This is a genomic window from Lysinibacillus sp. NPDC056232 (genome assembly GCF_042267565.1).
Classification (GTDB): domain Bacteria; phylum Bacillota; class Bacilli; order Bacillales_A; family Planococcaceae; genus Lysinibacillus.
In genome coordinates, this window is sequence record NZ_JBHJTF010000033.1 from 39297 (window position 1) to 55177 (window position 15881).

Genomic DNA, 15881 nt, shown 5'->3' on the forward strand with positions numbered 1-15881 from the left:
AGATGAAATGGAAACAACAATTGGACGGTATGCAAGCATATAAGCCTGGTAAACCAATTGAAGAAGTACAACGTGAATATGGCTTACAAGAAGTCGTAAAATTAGCATCTAATGAAAACCCATTTGGGTGCTCACCTAAGATAACTGCTTATTTACAAAATAATTCAGTAAATCATGCTATCTATCCAGACGGCTATGCGCAAAATTTACGTACAGCTGTTGCGCATCATCTAGATGTCAAAGAAACACAGCTTCTGTTTGGTAACGGCTCCGACGATATCATTGCCATTATTACTCGTGCATTGTTGTATCCAGGTGTAAACACAGTCATGGCAGACCCTTCCTTCTCTCAATACTGGCACAATGCAGCAATAGAAGGCGCAGAGGTACGCAAAGTTCCTTGCATAGAAGGTGCACATAATCTAGATGCAATGGTAGCGGCAATAGATACTAACACATCAATCGTTTGGGTTTGTAGTCCAAATAATCCAACGGGCGTGGTGATACCTGATGTTGAATTGCGTGCATTTTTAACTAAGGTACCTAGTGATGTGCTAGTAGTATTAGATGAAGCCTATATCGAATACGTAATGCATCCTGGTCACAAAGATACTCTTCCTTTAATTAATGAGTTTCCAAATGTACTATTAATGCGTACTTTCTCAAAAGCATATGGTCTAGCTTCTTTCCGAGTGGGCTATGCAATTGGGCAACCAGACGTAATTGCTAAGCTTGATCCAGTAAGAGCGCCATTTAATAACACCATTTTAAGTCAAGCGGTCGCGGCAATCGCTTTAAGTGATCAAGAATATATAAATGCTTGCCGTGAAGCAAATGAAAAAGGTAAAAAACAATATATTGAATTTTGTGAAAAACATAATTTGCAATACTTCCCTTCTGATACGAACTTTATTTTCTTTAATACGAACGCTGATAGTGATGTTGTTTTCGATGAGCTAATGAAACGAGGCTTTATAATCCGTAGTGGCAATGCGTTAGGATTACCCGGGTTTATCCGTGTGACAATCGGAACAGAGGCTCAAAATGAAGCGTTGTTAGGTCACCTTGAAAACGTCCTAAAAGAGCAAGGAGTTTTTGCATGACGACACGCAAAGTGCTCGTTATTGGGCTTGGCCTAATTGGAGGCTCGATTGCCTTGGCATTACAAAAGGCACCAGAAACAAAGATTATTGGCTATGATATGGATGCGAAAACACGCGAACATGCGAAAACATTAAATATTGTTCATGATATTGTGGCGGATCCAAAAGAAGTTGCGGAAGACGTGGATGTAATCATTTTTGGAACACCCGTCAACGCAACGCTTGAATGGATGGAACAATTAAAAACATGGCCGTTAAAAAATAAAGTAATCGTAACAGATACAGGCAGTACAAAAAAGATGATTATGCAAAAGGCTGGGGAGCTACGTGAGTTAGGCATTACCTTTATTGGAGGACATCCAATGGCAGGCTCACATAAAAGCGGTGTTTTAGCTGCAAAGGCTCACCTTTTTGAAAATGCGTATTATATGCTAACGCCGCTTGCCGGTGAAGAAATTGTCCATATGGCACAGCTTGAAAGTCTATTAAAATTTACACATGCAAAGGTTGTTAGTGTATCTGCTCGTGAGCATGATCATATGACAGCTGTAGTTAGTCACTTCCCACATGTCGTTGCAGCATCTCTTGTGCATCAGTTGGGCGGAGAAAATGGGGAGTATCCGATGACACGCTCACTTGCTGCGGGGGGCTTCCGCGATGTAACGCGTATTGCGTCATCCAATCCGATTTTATGGCGAGATATTACATTACAAAATCGAGATGAGCTTATTGCACAGCTAGAAGGCTGGGAAAAGGAAATGAGTCGTGTTAAGGAACTGCTTTTAAATGGTGGCTCGGAGGACATTGAACAATACTTTGCGATTGCCAAAGAGCTAAGGGATGAATTACCGATTAGTGCAGGAGCTATGTTCACATCATTTGACTTATATGTTGATGTTCCTGACTATCCGGGGGTTATTTCTGAGGTGACAGGCTTACTTGCAGACGAAGCGATTAGTATTACGAATTTACGTATCGTAGAGTCACGTGAGGACGTTTTCGGGATTCTTGTTATTAGCTTACAAAGCGAAAGTGACCGTGAACGTGCAGCAGCGTGTATACAAAAACGTGCTAATTATGAAACATATATTTCATAGGCAAACTAGAAAAACTTAATTGGAAATGCCTGAAAGCGTCGGAATTACGGCGCTTTCTATCTTCATATTGGGGGGAAGAAAACGATGAGTGAAAAAGTATTACAATATGATAAACCTTCCTTACAAGGGACGTTAACGATTCCAGGTGATAAATCTGTTTCTCACCGTTCCGTTATGTTTGGAGCTATCGCAACGGGTAAAACGACAGTGGACGGTTTTTTATTAGGTGAGGATTGTTTGAGTACAATAGACTGCTTCCGCAAGCTCGGTGTGAAAATTGACGTGGAAGGAACAAATGTATCCATCGACAGTCCAGGTATAGATGGGTGGCAAGAGCCTACAGAGGTACTATACACAGGAAACTCTGGTACGACGACACGCTTAATGCTAGGGATTCTAGCTGGATCTAATGTACATTCAGTGATGACAGGGGATGCGTCCATTGGAAAGCGACCGATGCGCCGTGTTATTGATCCGTTACGTCAAATGGGTGCACACTTTACTGGGAGGGCAGATGGACAATATACGCCATTAGCCATTCAAGGTACAGCATTACAAGCTATTGATTATCATATGCCCGTTGCGAGTGCACAGGTGAAGTCAGCTATTTTACTTGCGGGTTTACGTGCTGAAGGTACTACAATTGTGCGAGAAACTGAAGTATCTCGAGATCATACTGAGAGAATGCTACGTCAATTTGGTGCGCAGGTTGACGAGGTGGATGGTGTTATTTCATTACAAGGAGGGCAAACGCTTACAGGGACGCATGTTTCTGTGCCAGGTGATATTTCATCAGCAGCCTTTTTCTTAGTAGCAGGAGCTATTTGTGAAGGTAGTAAAATAACGCTAGAAAATGTCGGAGTTAATCCAACACGAGATGGTATCATTGAAGTGCTTCAACATATGGGCGCATCTATGACACTTATGTCGAATGAAGATAGCCAATCAGAGCCGACTGCAACAATTACAATTGAAACGTCAGCTTTAAAAGGAACTACAATTGAGGGAGATATTATTCCTCGTCTTATCGATGAAATCCCGATTCTTGCTTTATTAGCAACGCAGGCAAATGGCAGAACTATTATTAAGGATGCCGAGGAGTTAAAAGTGAAGGAAACAGACCGGATAACGGCTGTAGTGGATGAATTGAAAAAACTAGGCGCTACTATTGAAGCGACTGAGGATGGAATGATTATTGAAGGACCAACTCCATTACGTGGTGCTCACCTTAACACTTACGGTGATCATCGTATAGGAATGATGGGCGCTGTTGCAGCACTAATAACAGATGGGGCTGTAACTTTAGATGATGCAGAATGTATTGCGGTTTCTTATCCATCGTTTTTCGAGCATATAGAGGAAGTAAGGTAACGTCAATGTTTGACTCTCCAAGGAATTTGGGGAGTTTTTTCTTGTTTCGAAGGAAAATGTTTTGTAGCATAAAGGTATTAATGAAAGAATAGGTGAATGACTGTGAACAATGCGATGACTGAAATGATGCAAGCACTTGAACAAGGAGACTTAGCATTAATTGAACAGCTACTTGAATCATTTTTAACGAAAGAGCTACCAGAGGAAATTTATACGCTAGCTGAAGTGTTTATGCAGTATGGGTATATGAAGGAAGCAGACCGTGTACTGGAGCATTTACAATTTTTATTCCCAGAAGAGGCACAGTTAAAAATTGATCGTGCAAACGTCTTGATGGAACTTGGTGCTGAAGATGAAGCGCTAGATTTTTTATTAGAAGTAGAGGAGACATCTCCGGAATACCCGCAAGCATTATTAGTATTAGCAGATTATTATCAAATGCAAGGATTATTTGAAGTAGCAGAAATGCGCATCAATGAGGCACTATCTATATTACCAGAGGAGCCATTATTACAATTTGCTAAAGCGGAGCTGTTATTTGAAACGGGTCGTTTTTTAGAGGCTGCAAGACTATATGAAGAATTATATGAACAGCAAGTTGAATTTGCTGGGGTAAGTCTTGTTGAACGACTTGCTGAGGTGTATCGTGCAGGAGCTGCCTATGAAACGGCCTTAGATTACTATTTAAAAGCACTTGATGATGAAGTAAAGCCAGATGTTTTATTTGGTGCAGCGTATTCAGCCTTTCAATCACAAAAATATGAAATGGCCATTAAACAATTAGAGGAATTAAAAGAATTAGACCCTGATTATTTTTCTGCCTATTTATTGCTTGCTGAAAGCTATGCTATGACGGAGGATAATACAAAAGCTTACGCTGCCATTCAGGAAGGATTAAAGCGTGACGAATATGATAAGACCTTATTTTTATTCGCAGGTAAAATGGCTTTAAAAACTGGTTTGCCAGCTGAGGGTGAGCAGCATTTACGTGAAGCTATTGCCCTAGATCCTGAATACATGGAAGCAGTATTAGTATTAATCTCTGTGTTGGCACAGCAAGAGCGACATGAGGATGTCATAGAATTATTTGAAACGTTGCAAAAAAATGATTTTGAATGGAGCACCTTATACCCATTTGCTGCGGTTGCATATGAAAATTTAGAATTGTACGACCGTGCATACGAATTTTACCATTTGGCATATAATGATTTTAAGGAAGACGCAGCATTTTTAGAAAAATATGTTTATTTCTTATTAGAAGAAGGAAAGCGTTCAGAAGCTAAAGAAGTACTCGGTCAATTAATAACTATTCAGCCTGGTGAACTAGAATGGCAAGAGAAGTTAGAAACCTTAGAATTTGAGTAAAGGAGGGAGTGGGTATGACTGCTTCTGTATCAGTTGTCGATAAAAAAGCATTTGTTAGATGGTTTTTAAAAAATTATCAATTGAAACGTCGTGAATGTGTATGGATTTTGAATTACTTATTAAGCAATGATGAGTTATTAAAACGAATTCGATTTGTTGAAGAAGCTCACTATTGCCCTAGAGCAATGGTAATGTCAACGGTCGACTCAACAGGTGTGCCATTTCGTTTTTACAAAGGCAATGTAATGACAGCAGATGCCGAGAAATCTTTCCATGATTTACGCTTACATGAACATGAAGATATGTATATACAATTGAATTTTCCTAATGTACCACCAAGTGCACAATACTTAGCAGTTCTTGAAGAAAACCCTTATATGCCGGAAGCACTGATTGTCAGTGAAAAAGATCGTTTACTGGCAGAAGAGCTGCTTTCCAACAGCTTACTCGTATTCCAAGAAGAAAAATTACTCGCGCAAATAGATGAAGCTCTCGATCAGGGAGATGAAGAGCGGTTTTATGAATTGTCTAATTTGTTACAAGCTCTAAAGGAAACAGCTAATTTACGTTAGTTATAGGCAAAAATTGAATGTCCTTTATCTACCTCAATATGATAACATAACAAGTGAATGATTGTTTTCACTTTTTATTGGCTATCCTATTGAAGAGTGGAGAAGGGCATTTTTTTATCTTCATTCAGTGGGTGTAACATGCACCTACTGAAATAGAGGGAACTTGCTACGTTCGGTGGTTTACCAAAATGACCGACATCGTGTCGGCCCTCGGGCACGCCTGGGCACAATTTACGCAATTACGCCAAGGCAAAAATTGATTTATGCAACATAAGGAGGTTTGTGAGATGTATTTTAATGCAAGTGATGTGACATCGTTCATGGCACAGAAGGAATTTATCGATACAGCAATTGTTCCACTCGTAACCGTCGATTTATCTCCTGAAAAACTGAAACAGAGTGGTACAGAGGCGGATTTTTTGTTATCGCTTACATCTTTTATCGAACAACAGTTTAAAGGTCGTCTTTTACTGATGCCACCATTTTCGTATAGTGAAACATTAAAAAACGAAGATATGCCGAAGCAATTAGAGGCACAATTACATAATGCTGGTTTTAAGCATGTGTTCTTCATTACTTGTGACCATTTTTGGACAAATATTGGAGAGGGAATAAATGTTGTATGGCTACCAGCGATTCCGTTAGAAAGTATGGATAAAGGTGTGAAAAGCTCTATTCTCGAAGATCAATTGCGACAAGTGATTCCGATGCTTTCGACCAAATGGGCACAGATTTAACAATTTGTTTCAATAAATGTTCACATTCTCCATCTTTCCTCAGAATGCTATATTGACCAAGCTATGGAGTTGATATATCATAGATATGTCCTAGTATTACTATTTGTAAATGAATGTCCGTTGGACTTACCTTTAAGTTAGAGGGGGGAAAAAAATGAGTAATAATCGAGTTTCACGTCGTCAATTCCTAAGCTATACACTAACTGGTGTAGGTGGCTTTATGGCGGCAGGTATGCTGATGCCGATGGTTCGCTTTGCAATTGACCCATTATTACAAAACCATGATGGTGGGAATTTTATAAAGACAGAGCATAAAATCGCTGATATTACTGACAAACCAGTTAAAGTTGACTTAAAATTTGAACAAGTTGACGCATGGTACAAATCAGAAGTAACAAACGTTGCTTGGGTTTACAAAGATGGCGATCAAATCGTTGCATTATCTCCTGTTTGTAAGCATTTAGGATGTATGGTTGGCTGGGAAGAAGATTCAAAACATCCAAATCAATTCTTCTGTCCTTGTCACGCTGGACGTTACGAGAAAAATGGTAAAAACGTACCAGGTACACCGCCTACAGGTCCGTTGGATGAATACGAAGTTAAAGAAGAAGATGGTTACTTATCGCTTGGTCCAACTAAAGCAAATACTCTAGTTAAGTAAGGGGGTACAAAACAGTGCTAAATAAAATTTATGATTGGGTCGACGAACGCTTAGATATTACACCTATTTGGCGTGATATTGCCGACCACGAAGTGCCAGAGCACGTGAACCCTGCACATCATTTTTCAGCATTCGTTTACTGTTTCGGAGGATTAACTTTCTTCATCACAGTTATTCAAATACTATCAGGTATGTTCTTAACAATGTACTATGTACCAGACGTAGTGAATGCTTGGAAATCAGTTTATTATTTACAAAACGAAGTAGCATTTGGTGAAATCGTACGCGGTATGCACCACTGGGGGGCTTCATTAGTAATCGTAATGATGTTCTTACATACTCTTCGTGTATTCTTCACAGGTTCTTATAAGAAACCTCGTGAATTAAACTGGATGGTTGGTGTAGGTATTTTTGGTGTAATGATGGGTCTTGGTTTTACAGGATACTTATTACCATGGGATATGAAAGCATTATTCGCTACAAAAGTAGGTATCGAAATTGCTGCATCTGTACCGTTTATCGGTGAATGGATTAAAATCTTATTAGCGGGTGACTCAACTATTCTTGGTGCTCAAACGTTAACACGATTCTTTGCGATTCATGTATTCTTCTTACCTGCAGTATTGTTTGGGTTACTTGCAGCACACTTTATCATGATTCGTCGTCAAGGAATTTCAGGGCCGTTGTAATAGTTCTTGACGGTTCGATGATTTTTTAAAGGAGGGGACATAATGCATCGCGGAAAAGGAATGAAATTTGTTGGTGATTCTCGTATTAAAGCGAATCACAAAATGCCGAACGTTCCAAAGGATTATTCCGAATATCCAGGTAAGACGGAAGCTTTCTGGCCGAACTTCTTACTAAAAGAATGGATGGTTGGTGCTGTATTTTTAATAGCTTATTTAATATTAACAGTTGCACATCCATCACCTCTTGAAGGACCAGCTGATCCAACAAGAGCATACGTGCCATTACCAGACTGGTACTTCTTATTCATGTATCAATTATTAAAATACTCATATGCTTCAGGTCCATATAATGTTATTGGAGCAATTGTAATTCCAGGTCTTGCATTTGGAGCGCTATTATTAATGCCATTTTTAGATAAAAGTCCAGAGCGTCGTCCATCTAAACGCCCATTACCAACAGCGTTTATGTTATTAACTTTGGCTGCTATGTTCTACTTAACATGGGAGTCAGTTGTTAACCATGACTGGGAAGCTCAAAAAGCAATGGGTGCAATTGTAGAAGAAGTTGATGTTGATATTGATGAATCACTACCAGGTTTTGCAATTTGGAATGGTGACTCAGGTGATCAAGCTAAAACTTGTATCGGTTGTCATGCTGCTGATTTAAACGGTGGCCCAGCTGCTCCAAAATTACTTGGTAATACACTAACGGCTGAGGAAATTGAAGATATTATTCATAATGGTCGTGGTGGAATGCCAGCTGGTCAATTCCACGGTACAGATGAAGAAGCGAAGCAATTAGCAGAATTTATTGCGAGCTTAAAGGCTAAAGAATAAGATTTGTATTAAAAGAGTCAGGAAACTGGCTCTTTTTTTCTGCTAGTCTACTAATGTGACTGTTACAACTTTAAAAAAGTTCCCGCAAAATATATTTTAGTTCTATAATATTTATGAGGATATACATACTATTTAAGATAGAGGCAAAGGCCCTGCTACTATTGCCGGAAAATTGGCGATTCAAGACCAGACAGTGTTTGTGTGAACAAACCGAATATACATGGCTTGCGTTTTTACAAATGCCATCCCTAACTTTTGTTGATGAGCTATTTTTTCTAACATTCCTTTTAAAAATGACCTGGTACGGCACAATGTGTAGCTCTACATAAATTCCGGTGACTGCCTTGCCTCCAAAGTTGATTGGAGTGGAGGCTGGGCGACCCCTTGGGGAATAGCAATAGAGGAACGAAGGCTAAAAGCATCACGTCCTGTGATAACGCCTTCGTGACTAACATCGTGTTAGTCCGACGCCCCCAGGAAGCTCTGCTCTGCGCGAAAGCGAAGCGGCAGCAATTGTTTTATCTGTGCGAAAGCGTAGCGACAGCAACAACAAAGCGCCCAGTCGGAACGGAAATCAACCCCCGTTATGGATATGGGCAAAAAAATACTGCCAATATTCATTATAGAAAGAATGTGGCAATTTAAAGACTAGTTTATACATAATAACAGTTAAAAAAGGCATCTTAGTAAAGACAGAAGATAAAGGAGTTTTAATTATGCAAATTACACGTGCAAATGTCTGGTATCTCCTTACGCATAAGTCATTTTTAATACTTTTACTTATTATCAATCTATTAGGAACTATTTACGGGTATTATTGGTACGGATGGCAGCTTGCCATCACGAAGCCTATTTTTTATATTTTTGTGCCGGATAGCCCGACAGCCAGCTTATTCTTTTGCTTTGTATTGTTAGCTTGGATTATGGGTAAAAAATGGCCGCTAATGGAAGTGCTAGCCCTTATTACATTAGTAAAATATGGAATCTGGGCTGATGTGATGAATATTTGGACGTTGGTTGAAACGGGATCTATTGGTTGGCAAGGATGGATGCTTGTAGGCTCGCATTTTATGATGGCCTTTCAAGCAATTCTGTATCTTGGTAAATATGTTTTTTCATATTGGCATATTGCCGTGGCAGCCGTATGGACATTGCATAATGATGTAATTGATTATGTATTTGGCCAAATGCCGATGTACCGAGATTTAGCAGATTATACAAGTTATATTGGTTATTTTACTTTTTGGTTATCCATTACATGCATTTTTCTAGCCATCTTCTCAATTAGGTGGCGCAAATATTTGCCGAATTAGGTAATTGATTATAGAATTATAGTATTGAGATAGAAAGGGGTTAAAAAATTGTCAACAAGTATGTATATTGTTTATTTTGCAATCATAATGCTACTGCCGCTTTACGCACAGATGAAAGTAAAGGGCACGTATAATAAGTTTGCAAAAGAACGTACAATGAAGGGACAAACAGGTGCAGAGGTAGCGCGTGCGATTTTAGATGCAAACGGCTTATATGATGTACGAGTTGTTCCAACACAAGGTGTGTTGTCTGATCACTATAATCCGGCGACAAAAACAGTTGCTTTATCGGAAAGTAACTTTTATGAGGCGAGTATTGCTGGAGCTGCAGTTGCTGCCCATGAGGTTGGCCATGCCATCCAGCATAAAGAAGCTTACTCAATGCTGACATTACGTAGTAAGCTAGTGCCAGTTGCAAATATTTCATCAAATATGTCTTGGATATTTGTCATGATTGGTATTTTTGCAACTAATCCAAAATTTTTACTTTTAGGTATCGTATTGTTAGCAGCAGGTGTGGTTTTCCAATTAGTAACGTTACCAGTAGAGTTTGATGCATCAAAGCGTGCGTTAGTGCAAATGAATTCTCTAGGTATTATTACAAATGAAGAAGAGCGCCCAGCACGCAAAGTGTTAAGTGCTGCAGCATTAACATATGTTGCCGCGGCAGCAGTAGCTGTATTAGAATTATTACGTTTAATATTAATCTTTACAAATATGCGAAGTGACGACTAATTAAAAAACTTGTTGTAGTGATATTTCACTATAGCAAGTTTTTTAATCCGTTAAACTATAATATGTAGAAAAAGCCTACCTCAACGAATGTTTTATTCGAAAGAGCAGGCAAATTGTTCGTTTTACTGGAGTGGTTGTTTTTGGTCGTCTAGCGTGAAGCCTTCTCCTACAACATCTCGTACTTCTATTATCGATACGAAAGCGTGAGGATCAACGTCATAAACAATAGATTTTAAACGTACAACTTCATTGCGACCAATGACACAATAAATAACTTCTTTTTGTTGCTTCGTAAAATGGCCATGACCTTCAAGTATCGTAATGCCGCGTTCCATTCGCAATGCAATCATCTCAGCAATGGCGCTAGATTTTTCAGATATAATAAGTGCTCCACGAGCTGCATATGCTCCTTCTTGAACAAAATCAATGACGCGCGCGCCAACAAATACCGCGACGAGGGTATACATCATAGAGCGTGCATCTAAAAACGTTAGCCATGACAGTGTAATGACAATTGCGTCAAAGATGAACATTGTTTTACCCATACTCCAGCCAAAATATTTATGCCCAAGGCGAGCTAAAATATCTACACCGCCAGTTGTACCACCGAAGCGAAAGACGATACCGAGCCCTAGTCCAACAAAAACCCCTGCAAAAAGAGCAACAAGTAGCAAATCATCCTCTAAATGAATAGTAAATTGATACTTTTGGAAAACTTTAAGGAAAACTGAAACAGATAAAGTTCCAACGAGCGTATAAATAAATGATTTTTTCCCAAGTAAACGATAACCAATAATAAACATAGGAATGTTTAATAATAAATTCATGAAGGCAGGGTCCCAGCCTAGTGTAAAATAAAGTATGAGTGTAATCCCACTTAGGCCACCTTCACCAAGTTGATTTTGCATATTGAAGTGGACGAATCCGAAGCTAAAAATTGCAGCTCCGAGCATTATTGCGATGATATTGCTAACTTTGATCTGTTTTAGCATATGACCTCCTGTAGTCTCAAACAAATGAAGTAGTGCTATCTATTATCTGACATTTTATTGTTTTTGACAACAATGGTGTAAATTTTATACGATGGTAAGTAGGAGTGTGATTTAAATGACTGAACAAGTGACAATGCAAGCTTTACAACAGCGTGTGGATGATTATATAGGACAATTTAAGGAAGGTTATTTCCCACCATTTGAGTTATTGGCTCGTCTAACTGAGGAGCTTGGTGAATTGTCTCGCGAGGTGCAGGACGTTTACGGGCAAAAAAAGAAAAAGAGTACAGAGGAAGCAAACAGTATTGAAGAAGAATTAGGTGACTTTTTCTTTGTTTTAGTGTGCTTTGCAAATGCACAAGGCATTAAATTAGATGAAGCACTTTTACGCGTTATACATAAATTTGAAACAAGGGATAAAGATCGCTGGACTAGAAAGGATGAAGAATAATGTCAATTCGTGTAGCAATAGCAGGACCTAGGGGAAAGATGGGGGCTGAGGCTGTACATACAGTAATGAAGCATGACAAAATGGAATTAGTAGCTGTACTAGATTATAAGGAAGTAGGAAAAACATTAGCTGATTTGGAGATGTTTCCGGCAAGTTATACGGCTCCAATCTTTACAGATATGTCAGACCTTGTGGAGGCAACTGCACCAGACGTATTAGTTGATTTAACAAACCCGCATGCAGTATATAAACATACTAAAGAAGCCTTGAATTTAAATGTACGACCTGTAATTGGTACAACGGGCTTTACAGATGCACAACTAGTGGAATTATCAGCAATGGCTAAAGAAAAAGAGCTAGGCTGCATTATTGCTCCAAACTTTGCGATAGGGGCAATCCTTATGATGAAGTTTGCTAAGGAAGCGGCAAAATATTTACCTGATGTTGAAATTATTGAAATGCACCACGATCAAAAGCTAGATGCACCATCTGGAACAGCTGTTAAAACAGCACAATTGATTCAAGAGGTGCGTGCACAAAAAATGCAAGGACATCCAGAGGAGAAAGAAACACTTGAGGGTGCAAGAGGGGCAGAATTGGATGGCATGCGTCTTCATTCTGTTCGTTTACCAGGTTTAGTGGCACACCAGCAAGTGTTATTTGGTGGAGACGGACAGCTTTTAACAATTCGTCATGATTCGTTAAACCGTAATTCTTTTATGTCTGGTGTAGCATTTTGCATAGAAGAAGTCATGAAAATGGATCAACTTGTATATGGTTTAGAAAACATCATCTAAAGATTGGGATGGAAGATTTATGAAAATCGCATTAATTGCACATGATCGCAAAAAAGATAATTTAGTACAGTTTGCTATAGCTTACCGAAATATTTTAAATGAGCATACGTTGTTTGCTACAGGTACAACAGGACAGCGTGTTATTGAAGCTACTGGCTTAGAGGTAACACGTTTCCGTTCTGGACCACTCGGTGGCGATCAACAAATTGGCGCAATGATTGCCAATAATGATATGGACATGGTCATTTTTTTCCGTGATCCTTTAACAGCACAACCACATGAGCCAGATGTTTCTGCACTTATTCGTCTTTGTGATGTTTACCAAGTGCCACTGGCCACAAATATGGGAACTGCAGAAATATTACTAAAAGGCCTACAAGAAGGCTTTGTGGATTGGAGACTGATTCAAGAAAGACGAAATTAAAAAAAGACGTGATTTAGAAAGGATGATAATCGAATGAAAAAGCTAAAAATTGGCATTACCTGTTATCCAACTGTTGGAGGCTCTGGTGTTATTGCAACAGAATTAGGAAAAATGCTTGCAGAGAGAGGACACGAGATTCATTTCATCACCTCAAGCGTACCATTTCGATTGAATAAAATTTATCCAACCGTCTTTTTCCATGAAGTAGAAGTTAATAATTATTCAGTATTTCAATATTCGCCATATGATATAGCATTAGCGAGTAAAATGGCGGACGTGATTAAGGATGAAGAGCTAGATGTGCTTCATGTGCATTATGCAATACCACATGCGGTCTGTGCTGTCTTAGCACGTGAAATGAGTGGTCGTGACATAGGGATTGTCACAACGCTACATGGTACAGATATTTCAGTGCTTGGGCAGGATTCCACCCTTTCACAGGCAATTAAGTATGGCATTAACAAATCTGATATTGTTACGACAGTGTCAGAGGCCTTAAAGCAACAAACCTATGAGCTTATTGATACAGTAAAGCCAATTAATACGATTTACAACTTTGTTGATGAACGTGAATACTTCCCGCGCAATTCAGGAACCCTGAAGGAACAATTTGGAATTCAAGAGGATGAAAAAGTGATTATTCACGTATCTAACTTCCGTAAAATAAAGAATCTTCCTCATATTATAGACGCTTTTATGAAGATTCGTGCCAACATGAAGGCAAAGCTGTTGCTAGTAGGGGATGGCCCAGAAAAGCATCGTGTAATGGATCAAGTAAAGGAAAGCTCTTATATGGAGGACGTTCTATTTTTAGGCAAACAAGAAAATTTGGCTGAATTATATGCGATCAGTGACCTTAAATTATTACTATCACAGCAGGAATCATTCGGGTTAGTCTTACTTGAAGCAATGGCTTGTGGTGTACCTTGTATTGGATCAGCTGTAGGCGGTATTCCAGAAGTCATTGAGCATGGTGTAGATGGCTATATAGTAGAATTAGGTGATACGGACGCAGTAGCAGAATATGCCGTGAACCTATTTAATGATGAAGAGAAATTACAACGTTTCCGCGAAGCAGCTATCCGTGCTGTTGATGAAAAATTCCATTCATCTAAAATTGTAGAACAATATGAAAAATTGTATGAAAAGGTTGCTGAAAGAAATCATGCAAAACAATAAAGAATGGCAAGCAGCCTATTCAGTTATTGAACAACTAGAACACGCAGGCTTTGAAGCAGTGATCGTTGGTGGTGCGGTACGAGATGCAATACTGGGTCGTCCTGCCCACGATGTAGATGTTGCAACAAATGCCATGCCAGACGAAGTAAAGTCTGTTTTTAATCACACGGTTGATATAGGGATTCAGCATGGGACGGTACTTGTTATCGTGCCAGCTGGATCGGTGGAGGTAACGACATATCGCACAGATGGGGAGTATACGGATCACCGTAGGCCAGAGGAAGTGCAATTTGTACGTTCGCTAAAAGAAGATTTACAGCGCCGAGACTTTACGATGAATGCCATTGCGATGCGTCGTGATGGCTCTTATGTTGATTTTTACGGAGGACGCCAAGATATTGAAGCTGGCGTGATTCGAGCTGTTGGTGACGCGCAGAAACGCTTTTCGGAAGATGCATTACGAATGCTGCGAGCCGTGCGTTTTTCGGCTCAGCTTGGTTTTCTAATCGAATCAGAAACCTTGAAAGCAATGAAGCACAAGGCTGATAACATTTCTTGGATTGCGAGGGAGCGCATAAAGGCAGAGCTCGATAAGCTATGGGTAGGGAAAGATGTTTTTAACGGTATAAGAAAGCTTGAGGAAAGTAGCTTAGTGAATTATTTGAATGGTACTTTTCAAGCTGATGACTGGTCTGAATTTAACACGCAGGACAAGCTATTAGGCTGGGCATATTTTGCGGCTTTACAGGGTGATCATTGGCGTGAAGTGCTAGGTGACTATCGTTTATCGAATAAGGAGATGGCATTTGTCAAAGCTGTGTTAGAAGCTTTAAAAGCTTTAAAAAGTGGCTGGACGAAAATGGATTACTTTTTGTATACACAACAGGAACTAGAGACAGCTTGTTATTTTGCGAAGCTGAGACAGCTTGACGTTCAAATGCCACAGCAAAGTATTCATGAAATACAGACGAAGCTTCCCATTAAACACAAGCGAGAGCTCATTGTAAGCGGTACAGATTTAATAAAATGGTCTGGAAAAAAAGGTGGACCATGGGTAAAAGAAGTGTTGCAGGCGATGCTTGAAGCGGTTGTCAATGGGGAATGTGCTAATGAACGGCATCAAATTAAAGGTTGGTTTGAGCGTGAGTATGTCCGGTAAGCATGAAAAGACTTAATAGAACATAGTTATCAAAAAACAACTATAAGAAATCGGATATTTAAGTGACTCCGTTATTTCATTAGGCAGTGTTTGGGCATGAGTTTCGATAGTGTATCGGACTCATGCCTTTTTATGTTCAGTGCTTTTCTATTAAAAATCAATTCCTTGTCAATAATCTCAATTTTTTTAGCAATAGTTGATAATTCATCTTTGAACCATAAATAAATTCATAAATAACCCTCCAATATTCAAATTCGAAATAATCCAAAGTTTTAAATAATTTGTCTTAGAACAATTCTTTAACCAATAAAATCTTTAATACTATTTATTTCTTTAAATGAAAAATATGTAAATTTTGTTCAAGTAAAAGTATAATACCATTTTACCCAAAAAATGTAT

18 protein-coding genes are annotated in these 15881 nt (G+C 39.1%); 17 read left to right on the forward strand and 1 reads right to left on the reverse strand.

Features of this window, described 5'->3' with window-relative positions:
- The first annotated feature begins 2 nt into the window (after positions 1 to 2).
- From hisC to ACFCYJ_RS20535, 12 genes are all read left to right on the forward strand, one after another.
- Positions 3 to 1103, forward strand: a complete 1101-nt coding sequence (gene hisC, locus ACFCYJ_RS20480; RefSeq protein WP_376076402.1) for a histidinol-phosphate transaminase — start codon at positions 3 to 5, stop codon at positions 1101 to 1103.
- Positions 1100 to 2200 carry a prephenate dehydrogenase gene (locus ACFCYJ_RS20485; protein WP_376076403.1) on the forward strand — a complete coding sequence of 367 codons (1101 nt, stop codon included), beginning with the start codon at positions 1100 to 1102 and terminating at the stop codon, positions 2198 to 2200. Before hisC ends, ACFCYJ_RS20485 begins: the two co-directional genes overlap by 4 nt.
- 84 nt (positions 2201 to 2284) lie before the next feature.
- The gene (gene aroA / locus ACFCYJ_RS20490; protein WP_376076405.1) at positions 2285 to 3571 is read left to right on the forward strand and encodes a 3-phosphoshikimate 1-carboxyvinyltransferase; all 1287 of its coding nucleotides are present in this window, start codon (positions 2285 to 2287) and stop codon (positions 3569 to 3571) included.
- Between the two features lie 96 nt (positions 3572 to 3667).
- Positions 3668 to 4936 carry a tetratricopeptide repeat protein gene (locus tag ACFCYJ_RS20495; protein WP_376076407.1) on the forward strand — a complete coding sequence of 423 codons (1269 nt, stop codon included), beginning with the start codon at positions 3668 to 3670 and terminating at the stop codon, positions 4934 to 4936.
- A 14-nt stretch (positions 4937 to 4950) separates the two neighbouring features.
- Entirely contained in the window at positions 4951 to 5508 is a 558-nt protein-coding gene (locus ACFCYJ_RS20500) for a ReoY family proteolytic degradation factor (protein WP_053593562.1), read from the forward strand.
- 287 nt (positions 5509 to 5795) lie between these two features.
- A complete protein-coding gene (locus ACFCYJ_RS20505) occupies positions 5796 to 6245 on the forward strand; it encodes a DUF2487 family protein (RefSeq protein WP_376076410.1) in 450 nt (149 codons plus the stop codon).
- A gap of 154 nt (positions 6246 to 6399) precedes the next feature.
- Positions 6400 to 6906, forward strand: a complete 507-nt coding sequence (locus ACFCYJ_RS20510) for a Rieske (2Fe-2S) protein (protein WP_376076412.1) — start codon at positions 6400 to 6402, stop codon at positions 6904 to 6906.
- Between the two features lie 14 nt (positions 6907 to 6920).
- Entirely contained in the window at positions 6921 to 7595 is a 675-nt protein-coding gene (qcrB, locus tag ACFCYJ_RS20515; RefSeq protein WP_049666761.1) for a menaquinol-cytochrome c reductase cytochrome b subunit, read from the forward strand.
- A 42-nt stretch (positions 7596 to 7637) separates the two neighbouring features.
- Positions 7638 to 8432, forward strand: coding sequence for a menaquinol-cytochrome c reductase cytochrome b/c subunit (locus tag ACFCYJ_RS20520; protein WP_376076414.1), 795 nt, complete (start codon positions 7638 to 7640; stop codon positions 8430 to 8432).
- A gap of 384 nt (positions 8433 to 8816) precedes the next feature.
- Positions 8817 to 9077 carry a hypothetical protein gene (locus ACFCYJ_RS20525; RefSeq protein ID WP_376076417.1) on the forward strand — a complete coding sequence of 87 codons (261 nt, stop codon included), beginning with the start codon at positions 8817 to 8819 and terminating at the stop codon, positions 9075 to 9077.
- Positions 9078 to 9148: 71 nt separating this feature from the next.
- A complete protein-coding gene (gene lhaT, locus ACFCYJ_RS20530) occupies positions 9149 to 9745 on the forward strand; it encodes a lipoprotein heptaprenylglyceryl N-acetyltransferase LhaT (protein WP_376076420.1) in 597 nt (198 codons plus the stop codon).
- 60 nt (positions 9746 to 9805) lie between these two features.
- Entirely contained in the window at positions 9806 to 10480 is a 675-nt protein-coding gene (locus tag ACFCYJ_RS20535) for a zinc metallopeptidase (protein ID WP_483869490.1), read from the forward strand.
- Positions 10481 to 10602: 122 nt separating this feature from the next.
- Here the strand turns inward: ACFCYJ_RS20535 and ACFCYJ_RS20540 are convergent, their stop codons facing one another.
- The gene (locus ACFCYJ_RS20540; protein WP_376076425.1) at positions 10603 to 11472 is read right to left on the reverse strand and encodes a YitT family protein; all 870 of its coding nucleotides are present in this window, start codon (positions 11470 to 11472) and stop codon (positions 10603 to 10605) included.
- A 115-nt stretch (positions 11473 to 11587) separates the two neighbouring features.
- On the opposite strand from ACFCYJ_RS20540, the gene ACFCYJ_RS20545 reads away from it, so the two are divergent.
- Genes ACFCYJ_RS20545 through ACFCYJ_RS20565 form a run of 5 tightly spaced genes read left to right on the forward strand, consistent with a single transcriptional unit; the run spans position 11588 to position 15482 of the window.
- Positions 11588 to 11923, forward strand: coding sequence for a nucleotide pyrophosphohydrolase (locus ACFCYJ_RS20545; protein ID WP_376076427.1), 336 nt, complete (start codon positions 11588 to 11590; stop codon positions 11921 to 11923).
- Positions 11923 to 12720, forward strand: a complete 798-nt coding sequence (gene dapB, locus ACFCYJ_RS20550; RefSeq protein WP_376076430.1) for a 4-hydroxy-tetrahydrodipicolinate reductase — start codon at positions 11923 to 11925, stop codon at positions 12718 to 12720. The genes ACFCYJ_RS20545 and dapB overlap by 1 nt, the downstream gene beginning before the upstream one ends.
- Before the next feature lie 19 nt (positions 12721 to 12739).
- Positions 12740 to 13144, forward strand: coding sequence for a methylglyoxal synthase (mgsA, locus tag ACFCYJ_RS20555; RefSeq protein WP_079559933.1), 405 nt, complete (start codon positions 12740 to 12742; stop codon positions 13142 to 13144).
- Between the two features lie 33 nt (positions 13145 to 13177).
- A complete protein-coding gene (gene bshA, locus ACFCYJ_RS20560; RefSeq protein ID WP_376076432.1) occupies positions 13178 to 14323 on the forward strand; it encodes an N-acetyl-alpha-D-glucosaminyl L-malate synthase BshA in 1146 nt (381 codons plus the stop codon).
- A complete protein-coding gene (locus ACFCYJ_RS20565) occupies positions 14310 to 15482 on the forward strand; it encodes a CCA tRNA nucleotidyltransferase (protein ID WP_376076435.1) in 1173 nt (390 codons plus the stop codon). Before bshA ends, ACFCYJ_RS20565 begins: the two co-directional genes overlap by 14 nt.
- Positions 15483 to 15881: the final 399 nt, after the last annotated feature.